This window comes from Pantoea piersonii, assembly GCF_003612015.1.
Classification (GTDB): domain Bacteria; phylum Pseudomonadota; class Gammaproteobacteria; order Enterobacterales; family Enterobacteriaceae; genus Pantoea; species Pantoea piersonii.
The window spans coordinates 651,961-676,435 of record NZ_RARB01000001.1 but is presented as its reverse complement, the minus strand read 5'-3'; the positions used below and the strand labels follow the sequence as shown (position 1 = coordinate 676,435).

Genomic DNA, 24,475 nt, shown 5'->3' with positions numbered 1-24,475 from the left:
TGAATATCAAAAGGAGACCGGGATGAAACTCTACATCTACGACCACTGCCCCTTTTGCGTCAAAGCACGCATGATTTTCGGCCTGAAAAACCTGCCGGTAGAACTGATCGTGATGCTTAACGACGATGAAGCCACGCCGAAAAAACTGGTGGGTCAGAAGGTCGCGCCCATCCTGCAAAAAGATGACGGCAGCGCGATGCCGGAAAGCATGGATATTGTGCGCTTTATCGATAAAAGCGACCGAGAGCCGCTGTTGAATGGCAAGATGAATCCAGCTATCAGCGACTGGCTGCGTCATGTAAACGGCTATATCAACAAGCTGCTGCTGCCGCGCATCGCTGAAGCCGCTTTTGCCGAGTTTGCCACGCCAGAGGCGCGCAGCTATTTCCGCAACAAGAAAGAGGCGGCGATGGGCGATTTTGCGGAGCTGAAGAGCCATGCGCCAGGCCTGATCAAAAAGATCAGCGACGATCTACGTCAGCTCGACAAGCTGATCGTTAAACCTAATGCGGTCAACGGCGAGCTGTCGGAAGATGATATTCACCTCTTTCCGCTGCTGCGCTCGCTGACGCTGGTGGCCGGTATCGACTGGCCCAGCCGCGTCGCCGACTACCGCGATAATATGGCGAAACAGACGCAGGTCAATCTGCTCTCCTCCATTGCCATCTGACGTGATTCGATGAGAGACGCGCTGCGTTTCTCATCGCCTTCTTAATGACACCTCTTCCGCATTCAGGCACCCTATGCCCTGCATTAGATCAATCCGGATGAGGACAATATGAAAAAGGCATTTCCTGGGCTGCTCGCCCTGTTTTTCGCCGTGCTGGTTAGCGGCTGCAATCAGCTTACGCAGTACACCATCAGCGAGCAGGAAGTGAACCAGGCGCTGGCAAAACACAACAATTATGAAAAAGATATTGGCGTAGCCGGTCTGGTGAACGCCCATATTCTGTTAACCGATCTCAGCAGCCAGATCGGCCGCGAAGAGCCGGACAAGGTGACGCTTACCGGCAGGGCAAAAATCAGCGTCACCTCGCTGTTTGGCCCGCAGGACGCGGATATGCAGCTCAAAATGAAGGCGCAGCCGGTATTTGATGCGCAGCAGGGCGCCGTCTATCTGCGCGATCTGGAAATCGTCGACGCGCAGGTGCAGCCGGAGAAAATGGCAGCGGTTATGAAAAGCCTGACGCCCTACCTGAACCAGTCGCTGAAAAGCTACTTCAATCAGAAGCCAGCCTACGTGCTGAGCGTCGATCGCAGCAAAGGCGAGGCGCTGGCGAAGAAATTCGCTAAAGGGCTGAAGGTTGAGCCTGGCCAGCTGGTGATCCCTTTTACCCAGTAAGTCGCCTGTACAAGTGAAGCGCGCGCCGACCGGGCGTCAGCACGGCGTCCGCGCCGGAGAAGCAACGGCCGCGCACTGGCCCGGTTACCGACGTGACCGCACGGGCTGAGCCGCCATGGATGGCGCTTTTACCGCTCTGCGAGCGGGCCATGTCGCCCACCTTTGCACGTTATCTATCCAGCCATCGGAACCTGACCGTTTTTCCTGTAAGAAAAGAAGTGCAAACGGTTGCCCGACGCCTTATGCTTTGTACCCGGCCAAAACGCGCCTCTACGTTTCCTGACTAGCCGGAGCTTCACTGATGACTGCACACCCTCAGCAACTTACTATCCGCCGCCCTGACGACTGGCATATTCATCTGCGCGACGACGCGATGCTAAATACGGTCCTGCCCTATACCAGCGCGGTTAACGGACGTGCCATCGTGATGCCTAATCTGGTGCCGCCAGTGACCAGCGTCGCCGCGGCTGTCGCCTACCGCGAACGCATTCTGGCCGCACTGCCGGCTGAGCACCGCTTCACCCCGCTGATGACCTGCTATCTCACCGACTCGCTCGATCCCAACGAGATTGAACAGGGTTTTACCACGGGCGTTTTCACCGCCGCGAAACTCTATCCGGCGCACGCCACCACCAACTCCAGCCACGGCGTTACGAATATTGCCGCCATTAGCAACGTGCTGGAGCGTATGCAGAAGATTGGCATGCCGCTGTTAATCCATGGCGAAGTGACCCACACCGATATTGATATTTTCGATCGCGAGGCGCGCTTTATTGAGACGGTTATGGAGCCGCTGCGCAAAGCCTATCCGGAACTGAAAATCGTCTTCGAACACATTACGACGCGGGAAGCGGCGCAGTATGTCGAGGCGGGCAACGACAAGCTTGGCGCGACCATCACGCCCCAGCATCTGATGTTCAACCGCAACCATATGCTGGTCGGCGGCGTGCGTCCGCACCTCTACTGCCTGCCGATCCTCAAGCGCAACATCCATCAGGAAGCGCTGCGCAACGTGGTCGCCAGCGGTCATCCGCGCTTTTTCCTCGGCACCGATACGGCGCCGCATCTGCGTCATCTGAAAGAGGCGAGCTGCGGTTGCGCGGGCGTCTTTAACGCACCTGTGTCGCTGCCTGCGTATGCCACCGTCTTTGAGGAGCTGGGCGCCCTGCAGCATCTGGAAGCCTTCTGTTCGGAGAACGGCCCCCGTTTTTACGGCCTGCCGCTGAATGAAGGATCGCTGACCCTGGTGCGTGAACCCTGGAAAGTAGAAGAGAGCATCAGCATGGGCGAGCATGCGCTGGTTCCTTTCCTGGCTGGCGAGACCTTAAACTGGCGCGTAAAAATCTGATCTGCGCTTTCGCTTGCCTCCGGCCCGAATATACTGTAAATATATACAGCATCTAATCCGGAGGCTGCTATGCGTGTTGAAATTACCGTTGCCAAAACGTCCCCGCTTCCGTCCGGCGCCATGGAGGCGCTGACGGCAGAACTTTCCCGCCGTATCGATGAAGAGTTTCCCGACGACCAGAATCACGTCAAGGTGCGCTATGCCACTGCGAACCAGCTTAGTGTGCTGGGCGGTGGTAAAGAGACGCGCGATCGTATCAGCGATATTTTACAGGAAACCTGGGAAAGCGCTGACGACTGGTTTATTACCGATTAACCGCCACTGCGCAGTTTTTGCCGGGTGTCGCCATCCGGCTTTTTTATCGCTCTCTCCTCTCGCCAGAACTTTTTCCTGCATCTAGACTCAGATCGATCAATCGCCTATTCTTGCGCTCGTTATGCTTAACAGGAGGTGCGACGAAATGATGACCGAAAACCCGGAAGAGGCCATGACCTTCGGTGAGCTGCTGGCGCTGATTGCTGAACAGCAGCGTCGCCTGACGGTGCTGGAAAGTGCCTTCTCCAGTCTTACTCTCTGCCTCGACGAGCGCGCCGCTCAGTTGCTGGTACATCACCTGACGCTTGAGGCGCAAAACCAGAACCATGACGAACATTTGCAACAGCATTTCGCCCGTCTGGCGCTGACGTTGCAAAAGCCACACAGCGCGCAGCCGGCTGACCCCCTGGCCTGATTTTTTCCGCGCGTCACCGTACAAAAAAACTGCCTGATGCGTCAGGCATTTTATTTTTTTTAATGCCTTTTTTAACGCCGAATATTTCGCTCACTTTTTGTTCGCCGCACTTTTTAATCGGATAGAGCTTATTTTCTGTTATAATTGTCTCGCTACTGGATAAAAAAGCCGCATTGAACCTCATCATGCACTTCGTTTAACGAGTAATAAGGAGGTTATAATGGACAGTAATAATAAAGACGTTATTCAGACTCACCCGCTGGTGGGCTGGGATATCAGTACCGTAGACAGCTACGACGCTATGATGATCCGCTTACACTCGCTTTCATCGCAGGATCAAAAAGAAGAAGAAGCAGACGTCGGACCGACCTACTGGCTGACAACAGACGTGGCAAGGCAATTTATTTCTATTCTCGAAGCTGGCATTGCCAAGATCGAATCGGCCGAGCAGATGGAACGTTACCAGTCCAAACATTAGTCTCCGCCAGATGAACGGGCACCCTCAGGGGTGCCTTTTTCATTTCTGATTCTGTTATGCTGCTGAGCGTGTTACGGCTTACAGGAGTTTCCATTCAATGATTTATGATCTGATTGTGGTGGGCAGCGGTTCCGTAGGCGCCGCCGCAGGCTTTTATGCCACCCAGGCGGGCCTGTCGGTGCTGATGATCGATTCCAGCCATCCGCCGCATAACCAGGGCACGCATCACGGCGAAACGCGCCTGATCCGCCACGCCTACGGCGAAGGCGAACGCTATGTTCCGCTGGTGCTACGCGCGCAGACGCTGTGGGACGAGCTGGAGAAGCAGGCTGGCGAACGCATCATGCACCGCAGCGGCATTATCAATCTTGCGCCCCTTCACTCAGAATTCATTCGCAACGTGATCGAGAGCGCGCAGGCGTGGAAGCTCGACGTGCAGGTGCTGCAGGCAGATGAAGTTCGGCAGCGCTGGCCGCAGATCAGCGTGCCTGACGGTTATATCGGCGTGTTTGAGCCTCAGTCAGGCTATCTGAAGTGCGAGCAGGCGGTGCGCAGCTGGATTTCGCTCGCCGAGCAGGCGGGCTGCGCGCAGCTGTTTAACTGCGGCGTATCGCAGATTGGCCGTGACGGCGATCTGCAGCAGGTGGTGACGGCAGACGGCACCTTCCGCGCGCGTAAACTGCTGATCAGCGCCGGAACCTGGGTCGGCAAGCTGGTGCCCAATTTGCCGCTGAAGCCGACGCGCAAAGTGTTCGCCTGGTATCAGGCCGACGGCCGCTACAGCGAAAACAATAAATTCCCTGGCTTTACAGTAGAGATGGAGAATGGCAGCCAGTTTTACGGCTTCCCGGCGGACAACAATGCGCTGAAATTAGGACGCCATGACGGCGGCCAACCGATGAAGCAGCCGGAAGATCGCAAGCCATTCGGCAGCTTCGCCGAAGACGGCAGTGACGCCTTTGCGTTTCTGCGTAAATTCTTGCCTGGGGTGGGCGTTTGCCTGCACGGCGAAGCCTGTAGCTACGATGTGAGTCCAGATGAAGATTTTATTATCGATACCCTGCCGGATGAGCCAAATCGCCTGATTATTACCGGCCTTAGCGGACATGGGTTTAAGTTTGCCAGCGTGCTGGGTGAGCTGGCGACGGAGTTTGCGCTTGATAAACCCTTTTCGTTTGATCTCGCGCCCTTCTCGCTTTCCCGCTTCGACCGCTGAAGAGAGAAAAAAGCCTGACGCAGGCGCGTCAGGCTCGAAGCGTTACTCTTTCTCTGGCGACGGGATCGCCATCGTCAGACGGCCACGCGATTTATTGAAAATTTTATTGCCGTTTTCACGACCGGCGCGGCGCGCGCGCTGCTCTTCCGGCGACAGCTGCGACTCTTCCATACAGAGCGGGCTGCAGCAGTTGTGAAACTTCTCGGCGCAGCTCGGGCACTGAATAAACAGCAGATGACAGCCGTCGTTGACGCAGTTAGTGTGGGTATCGCACGGCGCGCCGCACTGATGACATTGCGACAGCACATCGTCTGAGATCCGCTCGCCCATTCGCTCGTCGAAGACGAAGTTCTTGCCCCTGAAGCGCACCGGCAAACCCTGCTCGCGCGCACGGCGCGCATATTCGATAATGCCGCCTTCGATATGGTACACATCCTCGAAACCGTTATGACGCATCCAGGCGCTCGCCTTTTCGCAGCGAATGCCGCCGGTGCAGTACATAACGATTTTTTTGTCTTTCTGCTCTTGCAGCATCTCGACCGCCATCGGCAGCTGATCGCGGAAGGTATCGGCCGGAATCTCCATTGCATTGTCAAAGCGGCCCACTTCATATTCGTAGTGGTTGCGCATATCGACAAACACTGCGTCAGGATCGTCCAGCATCGCGTTAACATCCGCCGCCTTCAGGTAGGTGCCAACATCGCTGGCGTCGAAGCTCTCATCTTCAATACCGTCCGCCACGATGCGATCGCGTACCTTCAGGCGTAGCACCCAGAAAGATTTGCCGTCGTCATCAAGCGCGATATTCATGCGCAAATTATCCAGCGCCGCATCAAAGCCGTAGAGAAAAGCCTTCATTTTTTCATAGAGGCTGGCTGGCACGCTGATTTGCGCGTTGATGCCCTCTTTCGCCACGTAGACGCGGCCAAAAACCTTCAGCTCGGTCAGGCCGAGATAAAGCGCGTCGCGAAAAGCCTGGGGATCGGCGATGTGGAAGTATTTGTAGAACGAGACGGTCGTGCGCGGTTCGGTTTCCGCCAGCATGCGCGCCTTCAGCTCTTTGTTGTTAACAAGGTTATGTAACACTGGCATGGTGTTCGTTCCTGTTTTGGATAAAAAATTGCGCCGCACATGATACAGCAAAGCACCAGGATGCAAAGAAAATTGATCTGGCCCCCTTTTTAACCGCTCTGCTGGCCTGGCTATTTTCAGTTCGCCGCATGCGCAATCAGCCCGCATTTATTTCAGCGCAGAAGAAAAGCTGGCACAATAGGGGAAAATCAACGAGATATTGGCGTCAATGGGCGCCTTACGCAGGATAAGCTTTTCTCTATGACTCAACTGCCGCAATTTTCCCGAGAGCTCCTTCATCCCCGTTACTGGCTGACCTGGTTGGGCATCGCTTTTCTCTATCTGCTGGTCCTGCTGCCCTACCCGTTACTCTACGTGCTCGGTTGCGGCTTAGGCCGTATCGCGATGCGCTTTTTAAAGCGCCGCGTCGCCATCGCCCAGCGTAATCTGGAACTCTGCTTTCCCGATATGCCTGCCAGCGAGCGAGATGCGATGGTAAAGCATAACTTTGAGTCGGTAGGCATGGGGTTAATCGAAACCGGCATGGCATGGTTCTGGCCCGACTGGCGCATTAAAAAGTGGTTTGATGTTTCAGGTCTTGAGCATATTCAAAAAGCCAAAGATGAACAGCGCGGCGTGCTGCTTATCGGTATGCACTTTCTGACGCTGGAGTTAGGCGCGCGTATTTTTGGCATCTACAATCCCGGCATCGGCGTTTATCGACCTAACGATAATAAGCTGCTCGACTGGCTGCAGACCTGGGGCCGTATGCGCTCTAACAAAAGCATGCTCGATCGCAAGGATTTGAAAGGCATGATCCGCGCGCTGAAAAACGGCGATATTATCTGGTACGCGCCCGATCACGACTACGGCCCGCGCAGCAGCGTGTTTGTGCCCTTCTTTGCGGTGGAAAAAGCCGCTACCACGGTGGGCACCTATCTGCTGATCCGCAGCGGCAAGCCGCACGTGGTGCCTTTTGTTCCGCGTCGTCTGCCGCACGGCCGCGGCTATCAGATGCTGATTTTACCTGACGTCAGCGAGCAGATGCCGCTCGACAGCGATGTCGCAACCGCCGCGCAAATGAATAAAGTGGTGGAAGAAGGCGTGCTGCTGGCGCCTGAGCAATATATGTGGCTGCATCGCCGCTTTAAAACCCGCCCCGAAGGCGAGCCTTCACGCTACTAATCTCTCGCCAGCGGGTGCCCTTACACCCGCTGGCGTTAAGCATTACTACCGCTTACGCTTACAATAAGCCGCATCATGGCTCAACTCCTTGTTTTTAAACGTTAAAAACTTACAGACCTTTCCGTAAGGTCCATTTTAAACTAAAGGACAACTTGCGCTGGTTTGCCTCAATAATTTATTGTTTATGCCTACTGTATTAATTTTGACGGAAAAGCGTTTACGGCCCTTAATAGCGTTATTCTTTACCTGTAAAATTAATGTTTGAGATTTATCCTGGTTGGATCTGATTTATATTATCTCCAGGTCTTTTCTTATTTGTTCATTGACAATTCTTTGCTTTAGCTTATGTATGCAGTAAAATTAACTTATTTTACAAGGCATTGTCTGATTAAACCTGTCGTATATAAGCATTATGCCTTTCAGGTGACTGCTTTATACCTTTATGGAATTTGAACATTTAGATACATATCGGTAGTTTCGCTCTTAGCAGTTAATTATTTAGCTGCTCTTTTAAAAATATAAAAAGATTACACACAGCAAACCTCTAGCAGGAACATAAAAATGAATAAAGGCATCTATTACTACGTAACTATCAGTACCGATCAGGATAATTATCATTATTTACACCGCAAAGAGTGTAAGCGCATGCCTGGTAAAGAAGATATCGTTTTTATCGGCACGCTATATAACCTGAATCAGGCATTATCTATTGCGCGAATTAATTTTAAAAAAGTGAAACCCTGCATTAAATGTTGTATTCGCTACTCTGCGCCCGTTATGCGTGAAACGGTGCGTCCGGTGCTGCACTTTCCGCAAAAATCACTTTGATCGATGACGGCGGGATGACTTTCTCTCCCGCCGTCTCTTTTTCGTACTTTCCCCTGAAAAATTTCGTCTATCCTTCTCTGACATCCCTTTAATGAGGCAAGGAGAAGAGTAATGAGCATGTTCAGTACCTTAGAAGAAGCCATCGAGGCTGCACGTGAAGAGTTTCTCGCCGATCATCCCGACATTGAAGAAGAGGATGCCAGCATCAGTCAGTTTGGCCTGCAGAAGTACGTTATGCAGGATGGCGATATTATGTGGCAGGCAGAATTCTTTGAAGAGGAAGGCGAATCGGGCGAGTGTCTGCCGATCCGCAGCGGCGAAGCGGCACAGGCAATTTTTGACGGCGATTTCGACGAGGTCGAGCTGCGTCAGGAGTGGTTAGCTGAGAATACGCTGCACGAATGGGATGAAGGGGAATTTCAGCTTGAGCCTCCGCTCGACAGCGAAGAGGGCGAAACGGCGGCGCAAGAGTGGGAAGATGATAACAGCGAGTCAGATCGACTGCTCTGATTACTCATAAGGTCCGTGGTGGGCATCAACCGGCAGCAGCATGGTGTCCACCACCAGCGACAGCGGCAGGTCGAGAATGGTCAGTACGCGCCATGGACCGTCGCGCACATCCCACTGCACGCCAGGATAATATTGGTTGCCGTGTCCCTGTCCGGGCACGGCGCGACTGATAATACTGCCGCACCCGCTTAATAGTAGCGCCGTCAGCGCGACAATCATTATTTTCAGCAAACTTTTCACACGCGTTACTCATTCCAGCCCGCCGCTATTGTAGATAATGCGTCAGGTCTTTTGTCGCCTTATTACGCCAGTAAAACGTAATGATGCCGTTAAAATGCGCCCATAAAAAAAGCGGCATCGCTGCCGCTTTACACAATTATGAATCTTAACCCGCCTGCGGCGGTAGCGCCAGCGGGTTCAGCGCAAGCTTCTGATAGCTTTCCACCCACTGATGATACTTATCGCCGTTTTCCCACAGACGCGAGTGAACGCGCGCCAGCACCACCGGGTCGCTGATAAGTTGCAGACGCTGTTCGCGACTCAGCTTCTCAGGCGCGTCGCTCAGCGCCTGATCGACGCGGCGATCGCGCGCATAATCAAGCAGCTGACTCTGCCTGTGACGCGATGTCGCCAGCGCGGTCGCCAGCGCGTTAAACGCCGGATGGAACAGCGCATGCATAAAGCCATGCTTCAGGGCGCGCTCGCGGTTGAGCTGCAGATAATGGTCGGTATCCACCAGCTCTTTCGGCGGCTCGTACTCTTCCGGGATAAGGAAAAGTTTTGCGCGCTTGCTCTTCAGCCCCACCGTCGCGCGGCTCGACATCACCGATACGAACGGCGACAGGATCAGCGAGAAGACAATCGGCGCCAGCCACCACAGGAAGTTGAGATCCAGCACGCCCATGCCGACCGCCCAGACAATGCCTAACAGCATCTGCGAGCCATGACGACGGAATGCTTCGCTCCACGGCGTGGCGTCATCGTCGCGCTGCGGCGAGTTCCACACCACTTCCCAGCCCAGGAAAGCGCTGACCACAAACACGGTGTGGAACAGCATACGCACCGGCGCCAGCAAGACGGAGAAGAGCATTTCCAGCAGCAGCGAAATAAACAGACGGAACGCGCCGCCGTAAGGTTTCGCCCCTTTGAACCAGATCAGCACCACGCTGAGCAGCTTCGGCAGGAAGAGCAGCACCAGCGTTGTCGAGAAGAGCGCGATCGCCAGTTCAGGACGCCACTGTGGCCAGACCGGGAAGAGCTGCCTCGGCTGCAGGAAGTAGGTCGGTTCCATGAGCGTATGCACGACCTGTAATGCCGTGGAGAGCGCCAGGAACATAAACCAGAGCGGCGCCGAGAGATAGGACATTACACCAGTCAGGAACACCGCGCGGTGCACCGGATGCATGCCTTTCACCAGGAACAGGCGGAAGTTCATCAGGTTGCCGTGACACCAGCGTCGGTCGCGCTTCAGCTCGTCCAGCAGGTTCGGCGGCAGCTCCTCATACGAGCCCGGCAGATCGTAGGCGATCCATACGCCCCAGCCGGCGCGGCGCATCAGCGCAGCTTCGACAAAGTCATGCGACAGGATCGATCCGGCGAAGGAGCCCTCGCCCGGCAACGGCGCCAGCGCACAGTGCTCAATAAAGGGCTTCACGCGGATAATGGCGTTATGTCCCCAGTAGTGCGATTCGCCAAGCTGCCAGAAGTGCAAACCGGCGGTGAAGAGCGGCCCGTAAACGCGCGTGGCGAACTGCTGACAGCGCGCGTAAAGCGTGTCCATGCCCGACGCTTTCGGCGAAGACTGGATAATACCGGCGTTAGGGTTCGCTTCCATCATGCGCACCAGGCCGGTAAGACATTCGCCGCTCATTACGCTGTCCGCGTCCAGAACCACCATGTAGCTGTAGTTGCTGCCCCAGCGACGGCAAAAGTCGTCGATGTTGCCGCTCTTACGCTTCACGCGGCGGCGACGACGGCGGTAGAAAATCTTGCCTGCCCCGCCAACGTCGCGCACCAGCTCCATCCACGCCTTCTGCTCCGCAATCGCGATATCGGGATCGTAGCTGTCGCTCAGCACGTAAACGTCGAAGTGCTCCGCGTTGCCGGTGCGAACCACCGATTCCCAGGTGGCGCGCAGGCCCGCGAAGACGCGTTCCACATCTTCGTTACAGATCGGCATAATCAGCGCGGTGCGGTGCTCCGGGTTAAGCGGCTCATCGCCTGCCGTCGAGTAGGAGATGCTGTACTTGTCGCGCCCAATCAGCAACTGCAAAAAGCCCATCAGCGCGGTCCAGAATCCCGCCGAGACCCAGCAGAACAGAATAGCGAACAGGAACAGAATGCCGGTCTGCAGTACATAAGGCAGGATCTGCATCACCGACTGTTGCCAGTTCTGATTCAGCATCTCCATCGGATCGAGCAGCGTCCATCCCTGATAAGGCAGAATGGTTTTCATGTACCAGGTGGCGATAACCGTCTGGAACAGGGTCAGGATCAGCAGCACATAGCGGCGGATAGATCCGACATGACGCCACTTCTCCTCGGCGCGCTGCTCTTCCGCGCTGGCGTAGCGATGCGTCAGCTTTTCGCCGCGCAGCGAGTTCCAGGCGCGCACCAGCGGGTTGGTCCGCCAGGCTTCCGGGAACATCAGCGAGCGTTTGACCTTTGGCATCGCCTTCAGCGTGGTGCGATCGAGGTAATCCTTACCGAACTGCTTTCCGTCGGCCAGCGATTCCGGCCACGCCATTTTGACGCGGGCGGAAACTGACTTAAGCGGCGCATCATCAGGACGATCGCTGGCGGCTACATCCTGGCCAAGCGTATCGTGTATGAAGTGAAACGCCTCGGCGTGTTGCAGCGAGGCGCTTAACCGGGCTTTTCCTGCCGCATCCAGCGGCAGGGCTTCCACGTAGTTTTTTGGAATAAATGTCGGATTATTCATTGGCAGGTAACTGATAGCTCCAGGTTTCCGTCAATGTCTTGTCACCGCTAACCAGCGCGGCGCGCATTTCGGTAGGCTGTTTGTTATCTTTGACGCGCAGACGCAGCACCAGACGCCAGCCTTTCGTGACCGGATTATAGCGCACGCTCTGCTCAACCACTTCACCGTTGTCGCCCACGCTGACCTGCGGCGCGACCTGGCTGTTATCCGGCATCTGGCTCATCGCTTTACCGACGAAATCGATGGTAAAGGCGATAGAACCATCCGGCTGACGCACCAGATTAGACTGCTTCACGTCTCCTGCCGAACGCAGCGTGTTTTTCACCCAGGCGGTATCGTCAGAGTGAAGCTGGCTTTCGTCGCGCGTAAAGTGCAGACGGTAGCTGAAGTTCATCTCTTTGCCCGGATCCGGCAGATTTTCCGGCGTCCAGAAGGCGACGATATTGTCGTTAGTTTCGTCCGCCGTCGGGATTTCTACCAGCTCGACACGGCCTTTGCCCCAGTCGCCCAGCGGTTCAACCCAGCCGCTCGGACGCATATCGTAGCGATCGTCGAGATCCTGATAGTGGCTGAAATCGCGGCTGCGCTGCAGCAGACCGAAGCCTTTCGGGCTTTCGATGGTGTAGGTGCTCACCGCCAGATGACGCGGGTTGTTGAGCGGCCGCCAGATCCATTCGCCGTTGCCGTTGTGAATCGACAAGCCGTCGGAGTCATGCAGTTCCGGACGGAAGTTGGTAACCGGCGAAGGCTGATTGGTGCCAAACAGGAACATACTGGTCAGCGGCGCAATGCCGAGCTTGCCGACTTTATCGCGCAGATAGACCTTCGACTGCACATCAACAGTGGTTTCTTTACCCGGATGCACGGTAAAGCGATAGGCGCCCGTCGCACGCGGCGAGTCGAGCAGCGCATAGATCACCAGCTGTTTGTCCTGCGGTTTTGGACGCGCGATCCAGAACTCCTTAAAGCGCGGGAACTCTTCGCCGGACGGCAGCGCCGTGTCGATCGCCAGACCGCGCGCGGACAGGCCATATACCTGATCGGCCCCAATCACGCGGAAATAGCTTGCGCCGAGGAAGCTGGTAATTTCGTCATCTTTATCGCGCTTGTTGAGCGGATAAAGCACTTTGAAACCGGCGAACCCTAAGTTTTTCACCGCGTCGGCATCGTGTTTAACGTTGCCGAAGTTGAAATAGTCAGGGCTGTATTTGATTTCGCGCACCGCGTTAGCCGTTACTTCGTTGATTTTTACCGGCGTGTCGAAATACATGCCCTGGTGGTAAAACTCAAGTTTGAACGGCGTACGCAGTTTGCCCCAGTACGCTTTATCGTGGTTAAACTGGATCTGCTGGTAGTCAGCAAATTTCATTTCACGAAACTGAGAGGGTAAATTGCTCTTAGGCGCTTCAAAACTTTTCCCTGCCAGCGTTTTAGCTTCTTTTGCGACATCATCAAGGTTAAACGCCCAGCTATTATTGGCGTACAACGCCAGCAGAACTGCCGCGCCAACCCAGCGCATTTTCATCAGTCCGCCTTTATTTTCTACTTTAATCAGCACATCCCCCCCTTTCGTGTGCTAAGTACAAACCCATTTATCTTAAAGGATTATTCGGTTTTCCGACAGCATATCCAAAAGAATGTTCCATGGTTTCGTCAGGACAACGCCTGCTTTTAGGACAATTAAACGTTCCAGAATCAACTGATAGTATACGCTGTTTACAGCAGGTAGAATTTCCCTCCGGCATAAATCAGTTTCAGGGCGAAACTGGCCGAAACGGACTAACAAACTGGAACTTTATGAGCACAGCAAAACCTGAACGTGAATATTTTCTCGATTCGATTCGGGCGTATTTGATGCTGCTGGGGGTACCGTTTCACGTTTCCCTCATCTATTCCACGCAGAAGTGGGCCGTCAATAGTCAGGAAGCCTCACTCTGGCTGACCGTATTGAATGATTTTATTCACGCCTTCCGCATGCAGGTCTTTTTCGTTATCTCAGGCTACTTCTCTTACATGCTCTACCTGCGCTATGAGGCGAAGCGCTGGCTGAAAGTGCGTCTTGAGCGCGTCGGCATTCCATTACTGACCGCAGTGCCGCTGATTACGCTGCCTCAGTTTTTTATGCTGCGCGCGCTGACGGACAAGATAGGTAACTGGGACACGCTAACGCTTTACGGCAAGTTCAATAACCTGATGTGGGAACTGATCTCGCACCTGTGGTTTTTGCTGGTGCTGGTGATACTGACCACGCTCGGCATGCTGACCTTTAACTGGCTGCGTCGACAGCATCGTCATATCGATTACAGCCGCATCGGCTGGGGCAAAGTGACGCTGGCGGTGATGGGCTATGCGCTGCTGTGGGATCTTTTCCGGCGCGCGATATTTACCTTTTTCCCGGCGCTGCTGATGGACGGCCTGTTCAGCATTATGGTGATGCAAACGCTGCTGTTTTTGCCCTTCTTTATGCTGGGCGCGCTGGCGTGGAAGCACCCTGCCCTGAAGCAGCTGTTTGTGCGTTTTAATCCGGTGATGTGCTTCGGCGCGATTCTGGTTTTTATCGCCTACAGCCTTAACCAGCGTTACAGCAGCGGCGACGGCTGGCTCTATGAGCTGGATGCGCTGATTACCACGCTGATGGGATTATGCATGCTGAATGTCTGTTTCAGCTTCGGCCACCGCATGCTGAATTCCCACTCGCCGCGCATTATGTATCTGGTTAACGCCTCGCTGTTTATCTACCTGGTGCACCACCCGCTGACGCTGCTCTACGGCATTTTTATTACGCCGCAGATTGGCAATAACACGCTGGGCTTCTTTGTGGGGCTGGCGCTGGTGTTCGGCGTGGCGTTTCTGCTGTATGAAATTCACCTGCGCATTCCGCTGCTGCGCTTCCTGTTCTCCGGCAAACCGCAGAAGAAATAGGGCAAGAACGCGGGTAACAGGGGAATCGCCCCTGTTACCCGCGGTTTGTCTCTGTTAGCCTGGGCCGCTGACCTTCAGAGCAGCCACTCGATAGGCAGACGCCACACCAGACGCACCAGCAGGCGCTGCACCCAGGTACAGCGCGGCTCATGCTTATGCACCACCTCCTGCGCTTCGCCTGCATACTCTACCCAGTTGACGCGTCCCCACTTATCGAGACGCAGCGTCCAGGCGCGATCGCGCATCGCGGCGTTAAAGCGCTGGTGGGTCTGTCGCGCCAGCGCTTCGCTCTCAATCACCAGCCCCATTTCGGTATTCAGCACCGCCGAACGGGGATCGAAGTTGAACGAGCCGATAAACAGCGTTTCCTGATCGACGGTAAAGGTCTTGGCATGCAGGCTGGAGCCGGAGTTACCGGTCAGACCGCGGTCATGAGGCGCGTCAGGTACGCCCGATTGCGGCTTCAGCTCATAAAGCTCAATGCCGCGCCGCAGCAGCTTTTTACGCCATTTGGCGTAACCGGCGTGCACCACCGAAACGTCGTTCGCGGCAAGGGAGTTTGTCAGAATAGCGATTTTTACGCCACGCCGTCTCAGCGCCAGCAGCTGCGCGACGCCAGCGCGCGTAGGGACAAAATAGGCGGATATAATATCGAACTGCCGCTGCGGCGCGCCAATCACGTCCAGCATACGCTGCGGCAGCAGGCTTTTGCGCTTTGCGCGGCCCAGCCCTTTACGCGGGTCGTCGCTCAGCAGACGCGCCCGGGCCCAGGTCATACGCAGCGTTCCCTGCTCCAGCTGGCTGACAAAGTGCGAGCTGTCAAGACGCGCCAGATAGCGCTGCACCGCCTCGCTGTCGCGCCAGTCGGGCGGCAGCGCCACCAGACCTTTCTGGTGTTCGCTCTCGTCCAGCACCTTCTTTAACGGCGCCACCGGTTTACTCTGCCAGTAACGTTCGAAATCTTCCGTCACCTCCGCGACGACCGGGCCTATCGCCAGCACGTCCAGATCGGCGAACAGCGGTTCGCTGCCGGTAGCGAAATATTCATCGCCGACGTTGCGCCCGCCGACGATGGTCGCCACGCCGTCCACGGTAAAACTTTTATTGTGCATGCGGCGGTTGAGCCGGGCGAAATCGGTGAGGTAGCCCAGCGCGCGAATGGTACGGAACGAGAACGGGTTAAACAGCTTTACCGTAATATTGGGATGGCGATCGAGACGCGCCAGGGTATCGTCCAGGCCAGGCGTGTTGTTGTCATCCAGCAGGAGCCGCACCTTAACGCCGCGACCAGCGGCCTCCAGCAGCGCGCAGAACAGCAGGCGTCCCGACATATCGTTCTGCCAGATATAGTACTGCACATCCAGCGTGCGCTCCGCTTTGCCTATCAGCAGGTAGCGGGCGGCGAATGCGTCCAGCCCGTCCGCAAGCGGATGGATGCCGCTCAGGCCGGGATGGCGGGCACTGCGCGGGCCGATAATTTCCTCAAGCCAGCTGACATCAGGCAGTTCAGTCAGCAGATTTAACGCTTCGGTCATTGGGGTTCCCTGAATAATCGACACGATCTTATTATTTAACGCTTCGCCGGTTATGGCTATACGCGCAGTCTTAGAACGGCCAGACAGCGCCGTTTTTTCAGCTAGACTTAGCCAGACTATCACGACCGGCCAGTTACAGGAGCGGACCATGACGTCAGATTCATCCCTGCTTCAGCGCCATCATCCCCGGCTGTTTAAAAGTTTTTTCCAGGGCAGCTTCCCCTGCTCTACCGCCTGCCGCACCGCAGGCAAACGGCTGGATATGGTGATCAGCAGCGGTCACGATATGCTGCTGGAGAAAGATTACGCCGCGCTGTCGGCGCAGCGTCTGCATACGGCGCGCGACGGCGCACGCTGGTATCTGATTGAGAAAGAACCGGGCAGCTACGACTGGAGCAGCTTTCTGCCGATGCTGCAGGCGGCCAGACGTCATGAGATGGAGATTATCTGGGAGCTGGCGCACTTCGGCTATCCCGATCATCTGAATATCTGGAAAGCATCCTTTATAGAGCATTTTGCCCGTTTCGCCCGCGCGATGGCGCAGCTGATGCGCGATGAAGGCATTGAACGCCCCTTTTTCACGCCCATCAATCAGATTTCATTCTGGGCATGGGCCGGTGCCGATGTCGCCTGGTTCAATCCGCACGTCACCAACCGCGGCAAGGAGCTGAAGCGTCAGCTGGTGCGCGCGTCGCTGGCGGCGATCCATGCGATCCGCGAAGTTTATCCCGATGCGCGCTTCGTCCTGACCGATCCGCTGGTGCAGATCGCCAGCGATCCGCATAACCTGGACAGCAAACCCTATGCCGATGTGCAGCATCAGGCGCAGTTCGAAGCCTGGGATATGCTGGCGGGCCGTATCGACAGCGAACTGGGCGGCAGCGAAGATTGCCTCGATATTCTCGGGTTAAACTACTATCCCGACAATCACTGGTTCTTTCCCGGCGAACCGATGCCGGCGACTCATCCGCTGCGTCAGCCGCTGCATCGCCTGCTGGCCCAGTGCTGGCAGCGCTATCAGCGCCCTCTGCTGCTGGCGGAAACCGGCGCAGAGGGCGAGGCGCGCGCGCCCTGGTTGCAGCATATCAGCGAAGAGGCGATGCTGGCGCTGGATCAGGGCATCGGTCTGGAGGGCGTTTCGCTCTATCCCGTCGTGGAGTATCCCGCCTGGGCTGACGATCGTCGTTCGCCGGGCGCGCTGTTCGGGCTTGGCGATCCCAATGGCAACCGCACGCTGCATGAAGGTTTAGCGCTGGTGCTACGCAGTCAGCAAATTAAGTTTCAGACCCGATTTCAGGAGGCGTGAGCAGGCGGTTTTTTTGGCGTGCAGCTCTGCACTTCAAGCGAAGGATCGGCAGGATGACGGACATCGGTGAGCCAGGTCATAGTAAAAAGAAATACCACGCCAATCAGACAGGCGGCCAGCAGACCAATAATGGCGATCAGTTTGTCATCTCGCGATTCCATACTTGCTCCTTCTGAACATCCCTGCCGCTTACGATTTTCTCTTTAGCTCATCCAGAGCGTCACCATCAGGACAAAGATTATAAGCGTAACAGAGGTCACCGCAAGCACCAGAATGGCGAAGTGCGCATCGTCCAGCGACTGGCGAAGGGGCTCATCTTGCGGATCGTGCGGCGACAGTGGAAGCATAGGTTCTCAACAGAAATCAGTGGCTCGCCGCTGACTTGCGGCACCGAACAGTGTAAATGAAACCGGCTGACCCGCCAGCGTTTTCTGGTACCAAAAAAGAGGGACGCGAAACGCGTCCCTCTTAGCCGGTTAAAAGTCGTAGCTGACGCCGACTTTCAGCGTGCGGCCGTCGCCTTGGGTCAGATAAGTCCCTGTGCTGTCGACGTTAGCCCAGTATTTCTCATTGGTCACGTTCTCGACCGCCACGCGCCACACCATATCATTCTGGTTGAGCTTCATACGGTAGCGCAGCCCTAAATCCAGCGTGGTATAGCTGTCGATCTTTTTCGTGTTGGCGGAGTCGGCCCATTGCGAACCTGAGTGGTTCAGCAAGGCGGTCGCGGTCAGGCCTTCCAGCGGTTTTATGTCATACTCGGCACCGAGCGCATAGTTATAACGGGGCACGCCGATCGCCTGCTTACCGTCATAGGTGCCGCTCTCCGTTTTTTCCATCTCTGGATTAAGCCAGGTGGCGCTTGCGTTCAAACGCAGCCCCAGCACAGGTTCGCCGAAAATATTGGTCTCCATACCGCGATGACGCTCTTCGCCATCCATGGCATAGGCGCCAGCAGCGTTGATAATGCCGGATGGTTTGCGAATATCGAACAGCGACAGCGAGCCGCCAACGCGGCCAAAGTCAGCCTTTACACCAACCTCATTCTGTTTCGAGTGCGCAATACCGGTTATTGCGCCCGGGTTGGTGACCGTATTGTTATCTGGCGCAACCGCTCCCGGCTGTAACGCCTCGGTGTGATTCGCATAGAGAGAAATGCTCTGCCAGGGTTTATAGACAAGGCCGTAAGTCGGCATCCAGCGGCTATTGGTATAGCGCGACGAGGTATCTTCCGCGCCGGTATTGTAGTTGTAGTTGCGCACCACGACTTTTTGATGGCGCGCCCCCAGCGTCAGCAGTACCGAGTCGTCAAAGAACCCCAGCGTGTCGCTCAACAGATAGCCCTGAGTACGCGAGCGCGCCGTCGTCAGCGGATCGGAGAATTTACCGCCGGCGAAGTTGGGCGACGGCGCATCAATGTCGTCAGTCGCGTAGATATTGGTCGCTGTCCCGGTCAGAGACATGTTGTAAGCATTTTTAGCATTGGTGGTCAGCGCGGAATAGCCGACATTGACCTGATGCGTGACGAAGCCGGTCGCAAAATGTCCACGCATGCCTGCCATACCGCTCATATTGTCCTGAATACGGTTGGTATTGAACGTGCTGATGGTCGCGTCACCATCGCTGTTCGTCAGTTTCGGCGTGCCGTAGTTGCCGGTTTCGTGCGCATGCTGCGCGCCGAGTCCCGCATAGGCGGTCCAGTTGTCGCTCAGGTCATACTCCGCCTTCGCGATACCGAATTCCGACTCCATATTGCTGTACACCCATTTCTGGCTGTAGTTATGGGAATTTGACGGCACAGCAGGAATAAAATCGACGCCGCTGATATTGACGCCCTGTAGCCCGTCATGGAAAGTTTTTTTCTGGTAGCCGACATCCAGCGAGGTACGCAGGCGCTCGCCGCGATAATCCAGCCCAACAGAGGCCGCCGTGGTCCTTTTCTTCTCGCCGTCCACGCCGGTTTCGCCTTCACGATGAACGGCATTAAGGCGCACGCCGAACTGGTTGTCATCGCCAAAGCGACGGCCGGTATCAATAGTGGTGCCGGTCTGAGAATCGGAGGTGTAGTCGACTCCCACGCGCGTCAGCGGCAGATCGTCCGCGTGCTTCGGCTCCAGGTTAATCACGCCGCCGACGCCGGTGCTTGCCGCGCCGTTCAGCAGGCTGTTTGCCCCTTTGAAAATCTCAACGCGATCGACCAGTGAAGCGTCCATTACCTGACGCGGCACGACACCAGACAGACCGCCAAAGGTCATATCATCACCATCAAGCTCAAAGCCGCGAATACGGTAGCTTTCAGCAAAATTGCCGTAGCCCTTAACGTTTTGCACGCCCGCGTCGTTTTTCACCACGTCGGCGATGGTTTTCGCCTGCTGATCCTGGATCATCTTCGACGTAAAACCGATGACGTTGAACGGAACGTCCATGGCGTTTTGCTCGCCCAGCATACCGAGACGGCCGCCGTGAGCGACCTGGCCATCAAGATAGGCGGGCACCAGCTGGTCGCCGCCGGGTTTGAAATCGCTTTGCGGCGCGGCGGTAACGGTCAGAGTCTGCTCGCTGCTGCTGGCGGCAGGCGCGGCCTCGCGGGTCGCTGAAGAAGAAGCGGTACTGGTGCTGGTGGTAGCAGCCATCACTGGCAAACAACCGGTGCTGACGAACAGAGCCAGCAGCGTCGGTTTAAATCCGGGAGAAGAAAGCGAACGGCGCATAGTCGATCCCTAATGCTAAGGTTACTGATAATCATTATTATTACGGTTTGCGATTATGCGTAGCCTTACTTTTATTGCAAGCGAATTATTGTCAGATAGCCAACACCATATTGATAATGTTAATAAAATAAAGGGAGTTTTCAGGAAAGCAGATGCGAAAAAGAGTGCGGTGCGGCAGTATGCACTGCCGCCTGAAAAAAGGTCAGCGCGCCTGCCAGCCGCCGCCCAGCGCGCGATAAAGCGCGACCTGCGCCAGCAGAAGATTATTCTTCACCGATACCAGATTGAGCTGCGTGTTGAACAGCGTGCGCTGCGCGTCCAGCTCGTCAAGATACGAGGCGTAACCGTTTTGATAGCGGTTGCTGGCGATGCGCAGCGCCTCGGACACATACTCTTCCTGCTTCTGCAGCTCCGCCAGCTGCGCCTGCCCCTGCAGAATCGCATCCATTGCGTCGTTCACCTCTGAAAAAGCGTTGCGAACAACCTTTTCATAGCTGTAAAGCGCCTGATTGCGCGCCGCCATCGAAACATCGACCTGCGCCGTCAGCGCTTCGCGATTGAGCAGCGGTGCCAGCACGCTGCCGCCTATGCTCCAGAGACGAAACGGATTGTCGAGCAGCTGGTGCAGCTCGTTGCTTTGCAGAGTGCCGCTCGCGGTAAGGTTGAGCGTCGGCAGCAGCTTCGCTTTTGACGAGGCGAGCGTCTCATCTGCCGCCAACAGCAGGCGCTGGGCCTGCACGATATCGGGCCGTCGGTTAAGCAGTTGCGACGGCAGCACCTGCGGCATCTGCTGTGGCATAAGCTGGCTGAACTGCGGTCGGCGCGCAATCTCGCGCGGGTTCATGCCCACCAGAATGCTCAGGGCATTCTCCTGTTGGGCGATTTGATGCTTCAGCTGCGGCACCTGCGCCTTCGCGGTCTGAAATTCGGACGCCGCCTGCATCCACTCAAGGCGCGAGCTGTAGCCCGTTTCGAACTGGCGCTGCGCCAGCCGCAGCGAATTGCCGCGCGTCGCCAGCGTCGCTTCGGTGACGCGCAGCTGCTCATCCAGCGCCACCAGACTCATATAGCCCGACGCTACCGAGCTGGCGACGGTCAGTTCTGCCGCCGATGCCGCGGCGCGCTGTGCCTCCAGCGACGCTTCGCTGGCCGCGATGCTGCTGCTGCGCGCCCCCCAGAAATCGACATTGTAGTTAGCCTGCAGCAGCCCCTGATAGACAGCGTTCTCGTACGGCTGTCCGGTAACTGAAGACAACGCGCGCTGATGCGTCACCCCTGCGCCTGCGCTCAGCGTAGGGAAATTATCGCCCTGCGCCGCGCGCAGCTGGGCGCGATACTGCTCGACGCGCGAACGCGCCGTAAGGATATCGAGGTTATTGCGTAGCGCCTGCGCCACCAGACGATTAAGGTTATCGTCGCCAAAGGCGTGCCACCATTCCGCTTCCGGCGCGGCGGCAGGCCCGACCTGATTACGCCACTGCGGCGGGATCGGCAGCGATGAAGGCGCTTTTTCCACCTCGGTGGCGCAACCGGCCAGCGTCAGCGCCGCGAGGCTGGCGAGTAACAGCCGCCGCATCACTCCACCGCCTTGCTGCGAGGTTGCGCGGCCGTGTCAATACTGACCTCTACCGACATGCCGGGCCGCAGCTCGCGCATATCTTCAGATTCGATGGCGATACGGACCGGAATACGCTGGGCGATTTTGACAAAGTTGCCCGTGGCGTTGTCTGGCGAGATGGCGCTGAATTCCGACCCCGCCGCCGGCGAGATAAATTCCACATGGCCGTTAAAGCGTTTGCCGTTGAGCGCGTCAACGCGGAAGGTCACCGGCAGGCCAGGACGAATAGCCGCCATCTGCGTCTCTTTCATGTTGGCGATAATCCATTTATGGTCCGGCACCACTGAGGTGAGACGCGTGCCAGCCGTCACGTAGGCTCCTTTGCGCACCGAAAGCTGGCCGAGCTGACCGGCATCCGGCGCAACGATACGGGTATTTGCCAGATCGATCTCCGCCAGCTCCAGCGCGGCCTGGGCGCTGGCGACATCGCCTTCAAGCGAGGCGCGATTGACAATAACGGTTTGCAGGTTCTGCTGCGCTACCGCTACCTGCGCCTCCGCCTGGCGTACCTGCGCCTGCGCCTGCGCGTTAGCGGCGCGCGCCGCATCGCGTTCACGCACCGACAGCGAGCCGTCGGCGGCCAGGCTCTCGACGCGTTTCAGGTCGAAGCCCCCTTTCAGCGCCTGCGCTCTGGCGTTCTCCAGCGCGGCTTTATTACTGGCGATAGTGGCTTCAGCGCTGCGGCGCTGTTGTTGGTTATTGCGAAGCGCCGCCTGCTTCATCGCTAACTGCGCCTGCGCCTGATGCACGCGCTGACGATAGATGCGATCGTCAATGGTCATCAGCAGCTGCCCTTTCTGCACCGGCTGCAGATCCACCACCTCGACCGAGGTCAGATAGCCGCTGACCTGCGGGCTGATAAAGGTCACCTGCCCGCGCACATAGGCGTTTTCGGTGCTCTGTACCGCGCTGGTAAAGGGCCAGAGCTGCCAGGCGTAGAGAATAATCAGGACGCCAAGAATAACGATGCCGCTTCCTGCCGCAATAGAAAGAATACGCCGACGGTTGGCGCGCTCGCGCTCCGCCGCCTGAAGTTCATCCTGCTGACTCATTGTGACTCCATAGATTCTTGTGACGCGGCCGCCAGGCGCTGCTCCTTCAGGTTGAAGCGCGCCTGTCGCCAGCTAAGGTATCGCTGACGGGAAAGACGCCACAGTGCCCACATCAGGGTAATGAGCGCCAGCGCCGCCGTCAGTAAATAGGTATCGTTATAGGCCAGCACGTTCGCCTGCAGCGTTGCCACGCTCTGTAGCTGGCTGGTGCTCTGCGCGCTCTGCAAAACAGAATCGCCTACCTGGCTGCTAAACAGCGCGCCGTACTGGCTGAGGCGATCCGTAACGTTAGGATCGAGCAGCGACAGCTGATCGCCCAGCAGGCTGGAGTGATATTTTTCACGCCAGACCTGAAAGGTGCCGAGAATGGCAGAGCCGATCAGACCGCCCAGGTTCTGGCTCATGCCGAACAGCACCACAAAGCTCACCAGATTTTTCGGCTGCGTCACGACGCTGCCAATGCCGATCAGCATCGCGGGCGCCATAAAGAAGGTGCTGCTGAAGCCGAGCAAAAACTGGCTGATATACATATTGTTGGCGCGCGTTACCGGGCTGGAGTGCGCATCCATCAGCGAGGCGACGATCATCACCGCCAGCGAGACAACGATGGGCCAGTTAAGATGTGTCGGCTTGATGGTCAGAGCGCTGGTGACGATACCGAGCGTCATGCCGCCGATAATCGCCAGCGAGAGGCCGCGCATCTGATCGTTCAGCAGGCCCAGCTGCTGCAAAAAGCCCACCGCGCCGGTGTTCTGCTCCGCCAGCACGATGCGTATCATAATCATCACAATGCCAAGACGCACCATCGTGCCGCTGCTCAGCCAGCGCGTATTGATCAGAGGATTTTTCCGGTTGTGCTCAATGACGATCGCCGCGACGATCAGCACCAGCGCGATCGCCAGACTGATGCCGAGCCAGGAGGTGGTAAACCACCATTCGATGCGCCCCAGCGACAGCACGCCGCAGAGCAGCGCCATACCGGGTGCCAGCAGCATAAAGGTGACGAAATCGAGTTTTTCAAACGCCTTGATGCGGTCGCCCGGCGGCAGTTTCACCACCAGCACGCACCCCAGCGCAATCATCGCCAGACCCAGCTCAAACAGGTAAAGCCCACGCCACTCCTGCAGCTGCAGCAGCTCGGTCGAAAAAAGCCGCGCCATCGGAATAGCGAACTGTGAGGCGGTCAGGCCGATCACCAGCGCCTTAAGTCGATGTTTCGCCGGCCACGCCTGTATCTGGTAATAGATCCCCAGCGAGCTGAGCGCCGCGCCCGCCATGCCATGCGCGGCGCGCACGATGATCGCCGAGCTGAGATCGTTGGCGAAGAGATGGAAAAACGCCACCAGCACATAGAGCACCAGGAAGGCTTCGGTGAAAACGCGCAGGCCAAACTGCTGGCGAAACTTCACCAGCAACAGGTTGATGGAGATATTGCCCATCACGTAAACGGCGGGCAGCCAGGCAATTTCACTGGAGTAAGCGCCGAAAGTGCCCTGAAGATTGGAGAGGTTCGCCGTGACCAGCGCGTTGCTCAGCGCGCCGGTAAGCGAAATCAGTAAGCCGATCAGGCCAAAGGCGATCCGTTTTGGCGGCGAATGAATCGGGGTTGAAGGCGATCCCGGCAGCATGGGTTTTTCATGCGGCAACCATTCTCGCGGCGCATAGGGATTGCGTCTGGCCAC

The 24,475-nt window shown here is 56.6% G+C and carries 23 protein-coding genes; 12 read left to right on the top strand and 11 right to left on the bottom strand.

Translation table 11 applies throughout. The features are described 5' to 3' along the window. Positions 1-22 precede the first annotated feature (22 nt). From grxB to solA, 7 genes are all read left to right on the top strand, one after another. Positions 23-670, top strand: a complete 648-nt coding sequence (grxB, locus tag D7S44_RS03250) for a glutaredoxin 2 (RefSeq protein ID WP_120451995.1) — start codon at positions 23-25, stop codon at positions 668-670. A gap of 108 nt (positions 671-778) precedes the next feature. Next, positions 779-1,342, top strand: a complete 564-nt coding sequence (locus D7S44_RS03245) for a lipoprotein (RefSeq protein ID WP_120451993.1) — start codon at positions 779-781, stop codon at positions 1,340-1,342. 301 nt (positions 1,343-1,643) lie between these two features. Beyond that, positions 1,644-2,690, top strand: coding sequence for a dihydroorotase (pyrC, locus tag D7S44_RS03240; protein ID WP_120451990.1), 1,047 nt, complete (start codon positions 1,644-1,646; stop codon positions 2,688-2,690). Positions 2,691-2,759: 69 nt separating this feature from the next. Next, on the top strand, positions 2,760-3,005 hold the full coding sequence (gene dinI, locus D7S44_RS03235; protein ID WP_120451988.1) for a DNA damage-inducible protein I: 246 nt from the start codon (positions 2,760-2,762) through the stop codon (positions 3,003-3,005). Positions 3,006-3,150: 145 nt separating this feature from the next. Next, positions 3,151-3,420 (top strand): hypothetical protein, encoded by a 270-nt coding sequence (locus D7S44_RS03230; RefSeq protein ID WP_120451986.1) that lies wholly within the window; start codon positions 3,151-3,153, stop codon positions 3,418-3,420. Positions 3,421-3,640: 220 nt separating this feature from the next. Beyond that, a complete protein-coding gene (gene bssS, locus D7S44_RS03225) occupies positions 3,641-3,898 on the top strand; it encodes a biofilm formation regulator BssS (protein WP_120451984.1) in 258 nt (85 codons plus the stop codon). Between the two features lie 97 nt (positions 3,899-3,995). Beyond that, complete coding sequence (gene solA / locus D7S44_RS03220; protein ID WP_120451982.1) at positions 3,996-5,114, top strand: N-methyl-L-tryptophan oxidase; 1,119 nt, start codon at positions 3,996-3,998, stop codon at positions 5,112-5,114. 42 nt (positions 5,115-5,156) lie between these two features. Here the strand turns inward: solA and trhO are convergent, their stop codons facing one another. Then, positions 5,157-6,206, bottom strand: coding sequence for an oxygen-dependent tRNA uridine(34) hydroxylase TrhO (gene trhO, locus D7S44_RS03215; RefSeq protein WP_120451979.1), 1,050 nt, complete (start codon positions 6,204-6,206; stop codon positions 5,157-5,159). Positions 6,207-6,446: 240 nt separating this feature from the next. On the opposite strand from trhO, the gene D7S44_RS03210 reads away from it, so the two are divergent. The 3 genes from D7S44_RS03210 (at position 6,447) to D7S44_RS03200 (ending at position 8,708) form a co-directional block, all read left to right on the top strand. Continuing rightward, positions 6,447-7,370, top strand: a complete 924-nt coding sequence (locus D7S44_RS03210) for a Kdo(2)-lipid IV(A) acyltransferase (RefSeq protein ID WP_120451977.1) — start codon at positions 6,447-6,449, stop codon at positions 7,368-7,370. A 561-nt stretch (positions 7,371-7,931) separates the two neighbouring features. Beyond that, a complete protein-coding gene (locus tag D7S44_RS03205; RefSeq protein WP_120451975.1) occupies positions 7,932-8,198 on the top strand; it encodes a hypothetical protein in 267 nt (88 codons plus the stop codon). A 111-nt stretch (positions 8,199-8,309) separates the two neighbouring features. Beyond that, on the top strand, positions 8,310-8,708 hold the full coding sequence (locus D7S44_RS03200) for a MysB family protein (protein WP_120451973.1): 399 nt from the start codon (positions 8,310-8,312) through the stop codon (positions 8,706-8,708). On the opposite strand, the gene D7S44_RS03195 is transcribed toward D7S44_RS03200, so the two are convergent. From D7S44_RS03195 to D7S44_RS03185, 3 genes are all read right to left on the bottom strand, one after another. Further along, a complete protein-coding gene (locus tag D7S44_RS03195) occupies positions 8,709-8,927 on the bottom strand; it encodes a YceK/YidQ family lipoprotein (protein WP_179256404.1) in 219 nt (72 codons plus the stop codon). A gap of 166 nt (positions 8,928-9,093) precedes the next feature. Beyond that, positions 9,094-11,649: a glucans biosynthesis glucosyltransferase MdoH gene (mdoH, locus tag D7S44_RS03190; protein WP_120451969.1), complete on the bottom strand. Its 2,556-nt coding sequence runs from the start codon at positions 11,647-11,649 to the stop codon at positions 9,094-9,096. Next, positions 11,642-13,177, bottom strand: coding sequence for a glucan biosynthesis protein G (locus D7S44_RS03185; RefSeq protein ID WP_179256403.1), 1,536 nt, complete (start codon positions 13,175-13,177; stop codon positions 11,642-11,644). Before D7S44_RS03185 ends, mdoH begins: the two co-directional genes overlap by 8 nt. A 269-nt stretch (positions 13,178-13,446) precedes the next feature. Between D7S44_RS03185 and mdoC the strand changes: the two genes are divergently transcribed. Then, entirely contained in the window at positions 13,447-14,571 is a 1,125-nt protein-coding gene (gene mdoC / locus D7S44_RS03180) for a glucans biosynthesis protein MdoC (protein ID WP_120451965.1), read from the top strand. 74 nt (positions 14,572-14,645) lie between these two features. Here mdoC and D7S44_RS03175 read toward each other — a convergent pair whose 3' ends face one another. After that, positions 14,646-16,106, bottom strand: a complete 1,461-nt coding sequence (locus D7S44_RS03175) for a phospholipase D family protein (RefSeq protein ID WP_120452856.1) — start codon at positions 16,104-16,106, stop codon at positions 14,646-14,648. Positions 16,107-16,254: 148 nt separating this feature from the next. Here D7S44_RS03175 and D7S44_RS03170 point away from each other — a divergent pair, with 148 nt between their 5' ends. Continuing rightward, entirely contained in the window at positions 16,255-17,412 is a 1,158-nt protein-coding gene (locus tag D7S44_RS03170; RefSeq protein WP_120451963.1) for a glycoside hydrolase family 1 protein, read from the top strand. On the opposite strand, the gene D7S44_RS23635 is transcribed toward D7S44_RS03170, so the two are convergent. The 6 genes from D7S44_RS23635 to D7S44_RS03150 form a co-directional block, all read right to left on the bottom strand. Continuing rightward, positions 17,400-17,573, bottom strand: a complete 174-nt coding sequence (locus tag D7S44_RS23635) for a hypothetical protein (RefSeq protein WP_167456946.1) — start codon at positions 17,571-17,573, stop codon at positions 17,400-17,402. The genes D7S44_RS03170 and D7S44_RS23635 overlap by 13 nt on opposite strands. Before the next feature lie 42 nt (positions 17,574-17,615). Then, positions 17,616-17,759 carry a hypothetical protein gene (locus D7S44_RS23630; RefSeq protein WP_167456945.1) on the bottom strand — a complete coding sequence of 48 codons (144 nt, stop codon included), beginning with the start codon at positions 17,757-17,759 and terminating at the stop codon, positions 17,616-17,618. 129 nt (positions 17,760-17,888) lie between these two features. Continuing rightward, on the bottom strand, positions 17,889-20,123 hold the full coding sequence (locus D7S44_RS03165) for a TonB-dependent receptor (protein ID WP_120451961.1): 2,235 nt from the start codon (positions 20,121-20,123) through the stop codon (positions 17,889-17,891). Positions 20,124-20,325: 202 nt separating this feature from the next. Beyond that, positions 20,326-21,699 carry an efflux transporter outer membrane subunit gene (locus D7S44_RS03160; protein ID WP_120451959.1) on the bottom strand — a complete coding sequence of 458 codons (1,374 nt, stop codon included), beginning with the start codon at positions 21,697-21,699 and terminating at the stop codon, positions 20,326-20,328. Further along, positions 21,699-22,793: an HlyD family secretion protein gene (locus D7S44_RS03155; RefSeq protein ID WP_120451957.1), complete on the bottom strand. Its 1,095-nt coding sequence runs from the start codon at positions 22,791-22,793 to the stop codon at positions 21,699-21,701. The genes D7S44_RS03160 and D7S44_RS03155 overlap by 1 nt, the downstream gene beginning before the upstream one ends. Then, positions 22,790-24,475: an MFS transporter gene (locus tag D7S44_RS03150; protein ID WP_120451955.1), complete on the bottom strand. Its 1,686-nt coding sequence runs from the start codon at positions 24,473-24,475 to the stop codon at positions 22,790-22,792. The genes D7S44_RS03155 and D7S44_RS03150 overlap by 4 nt, the downstream gene beginning before the upstream one ends.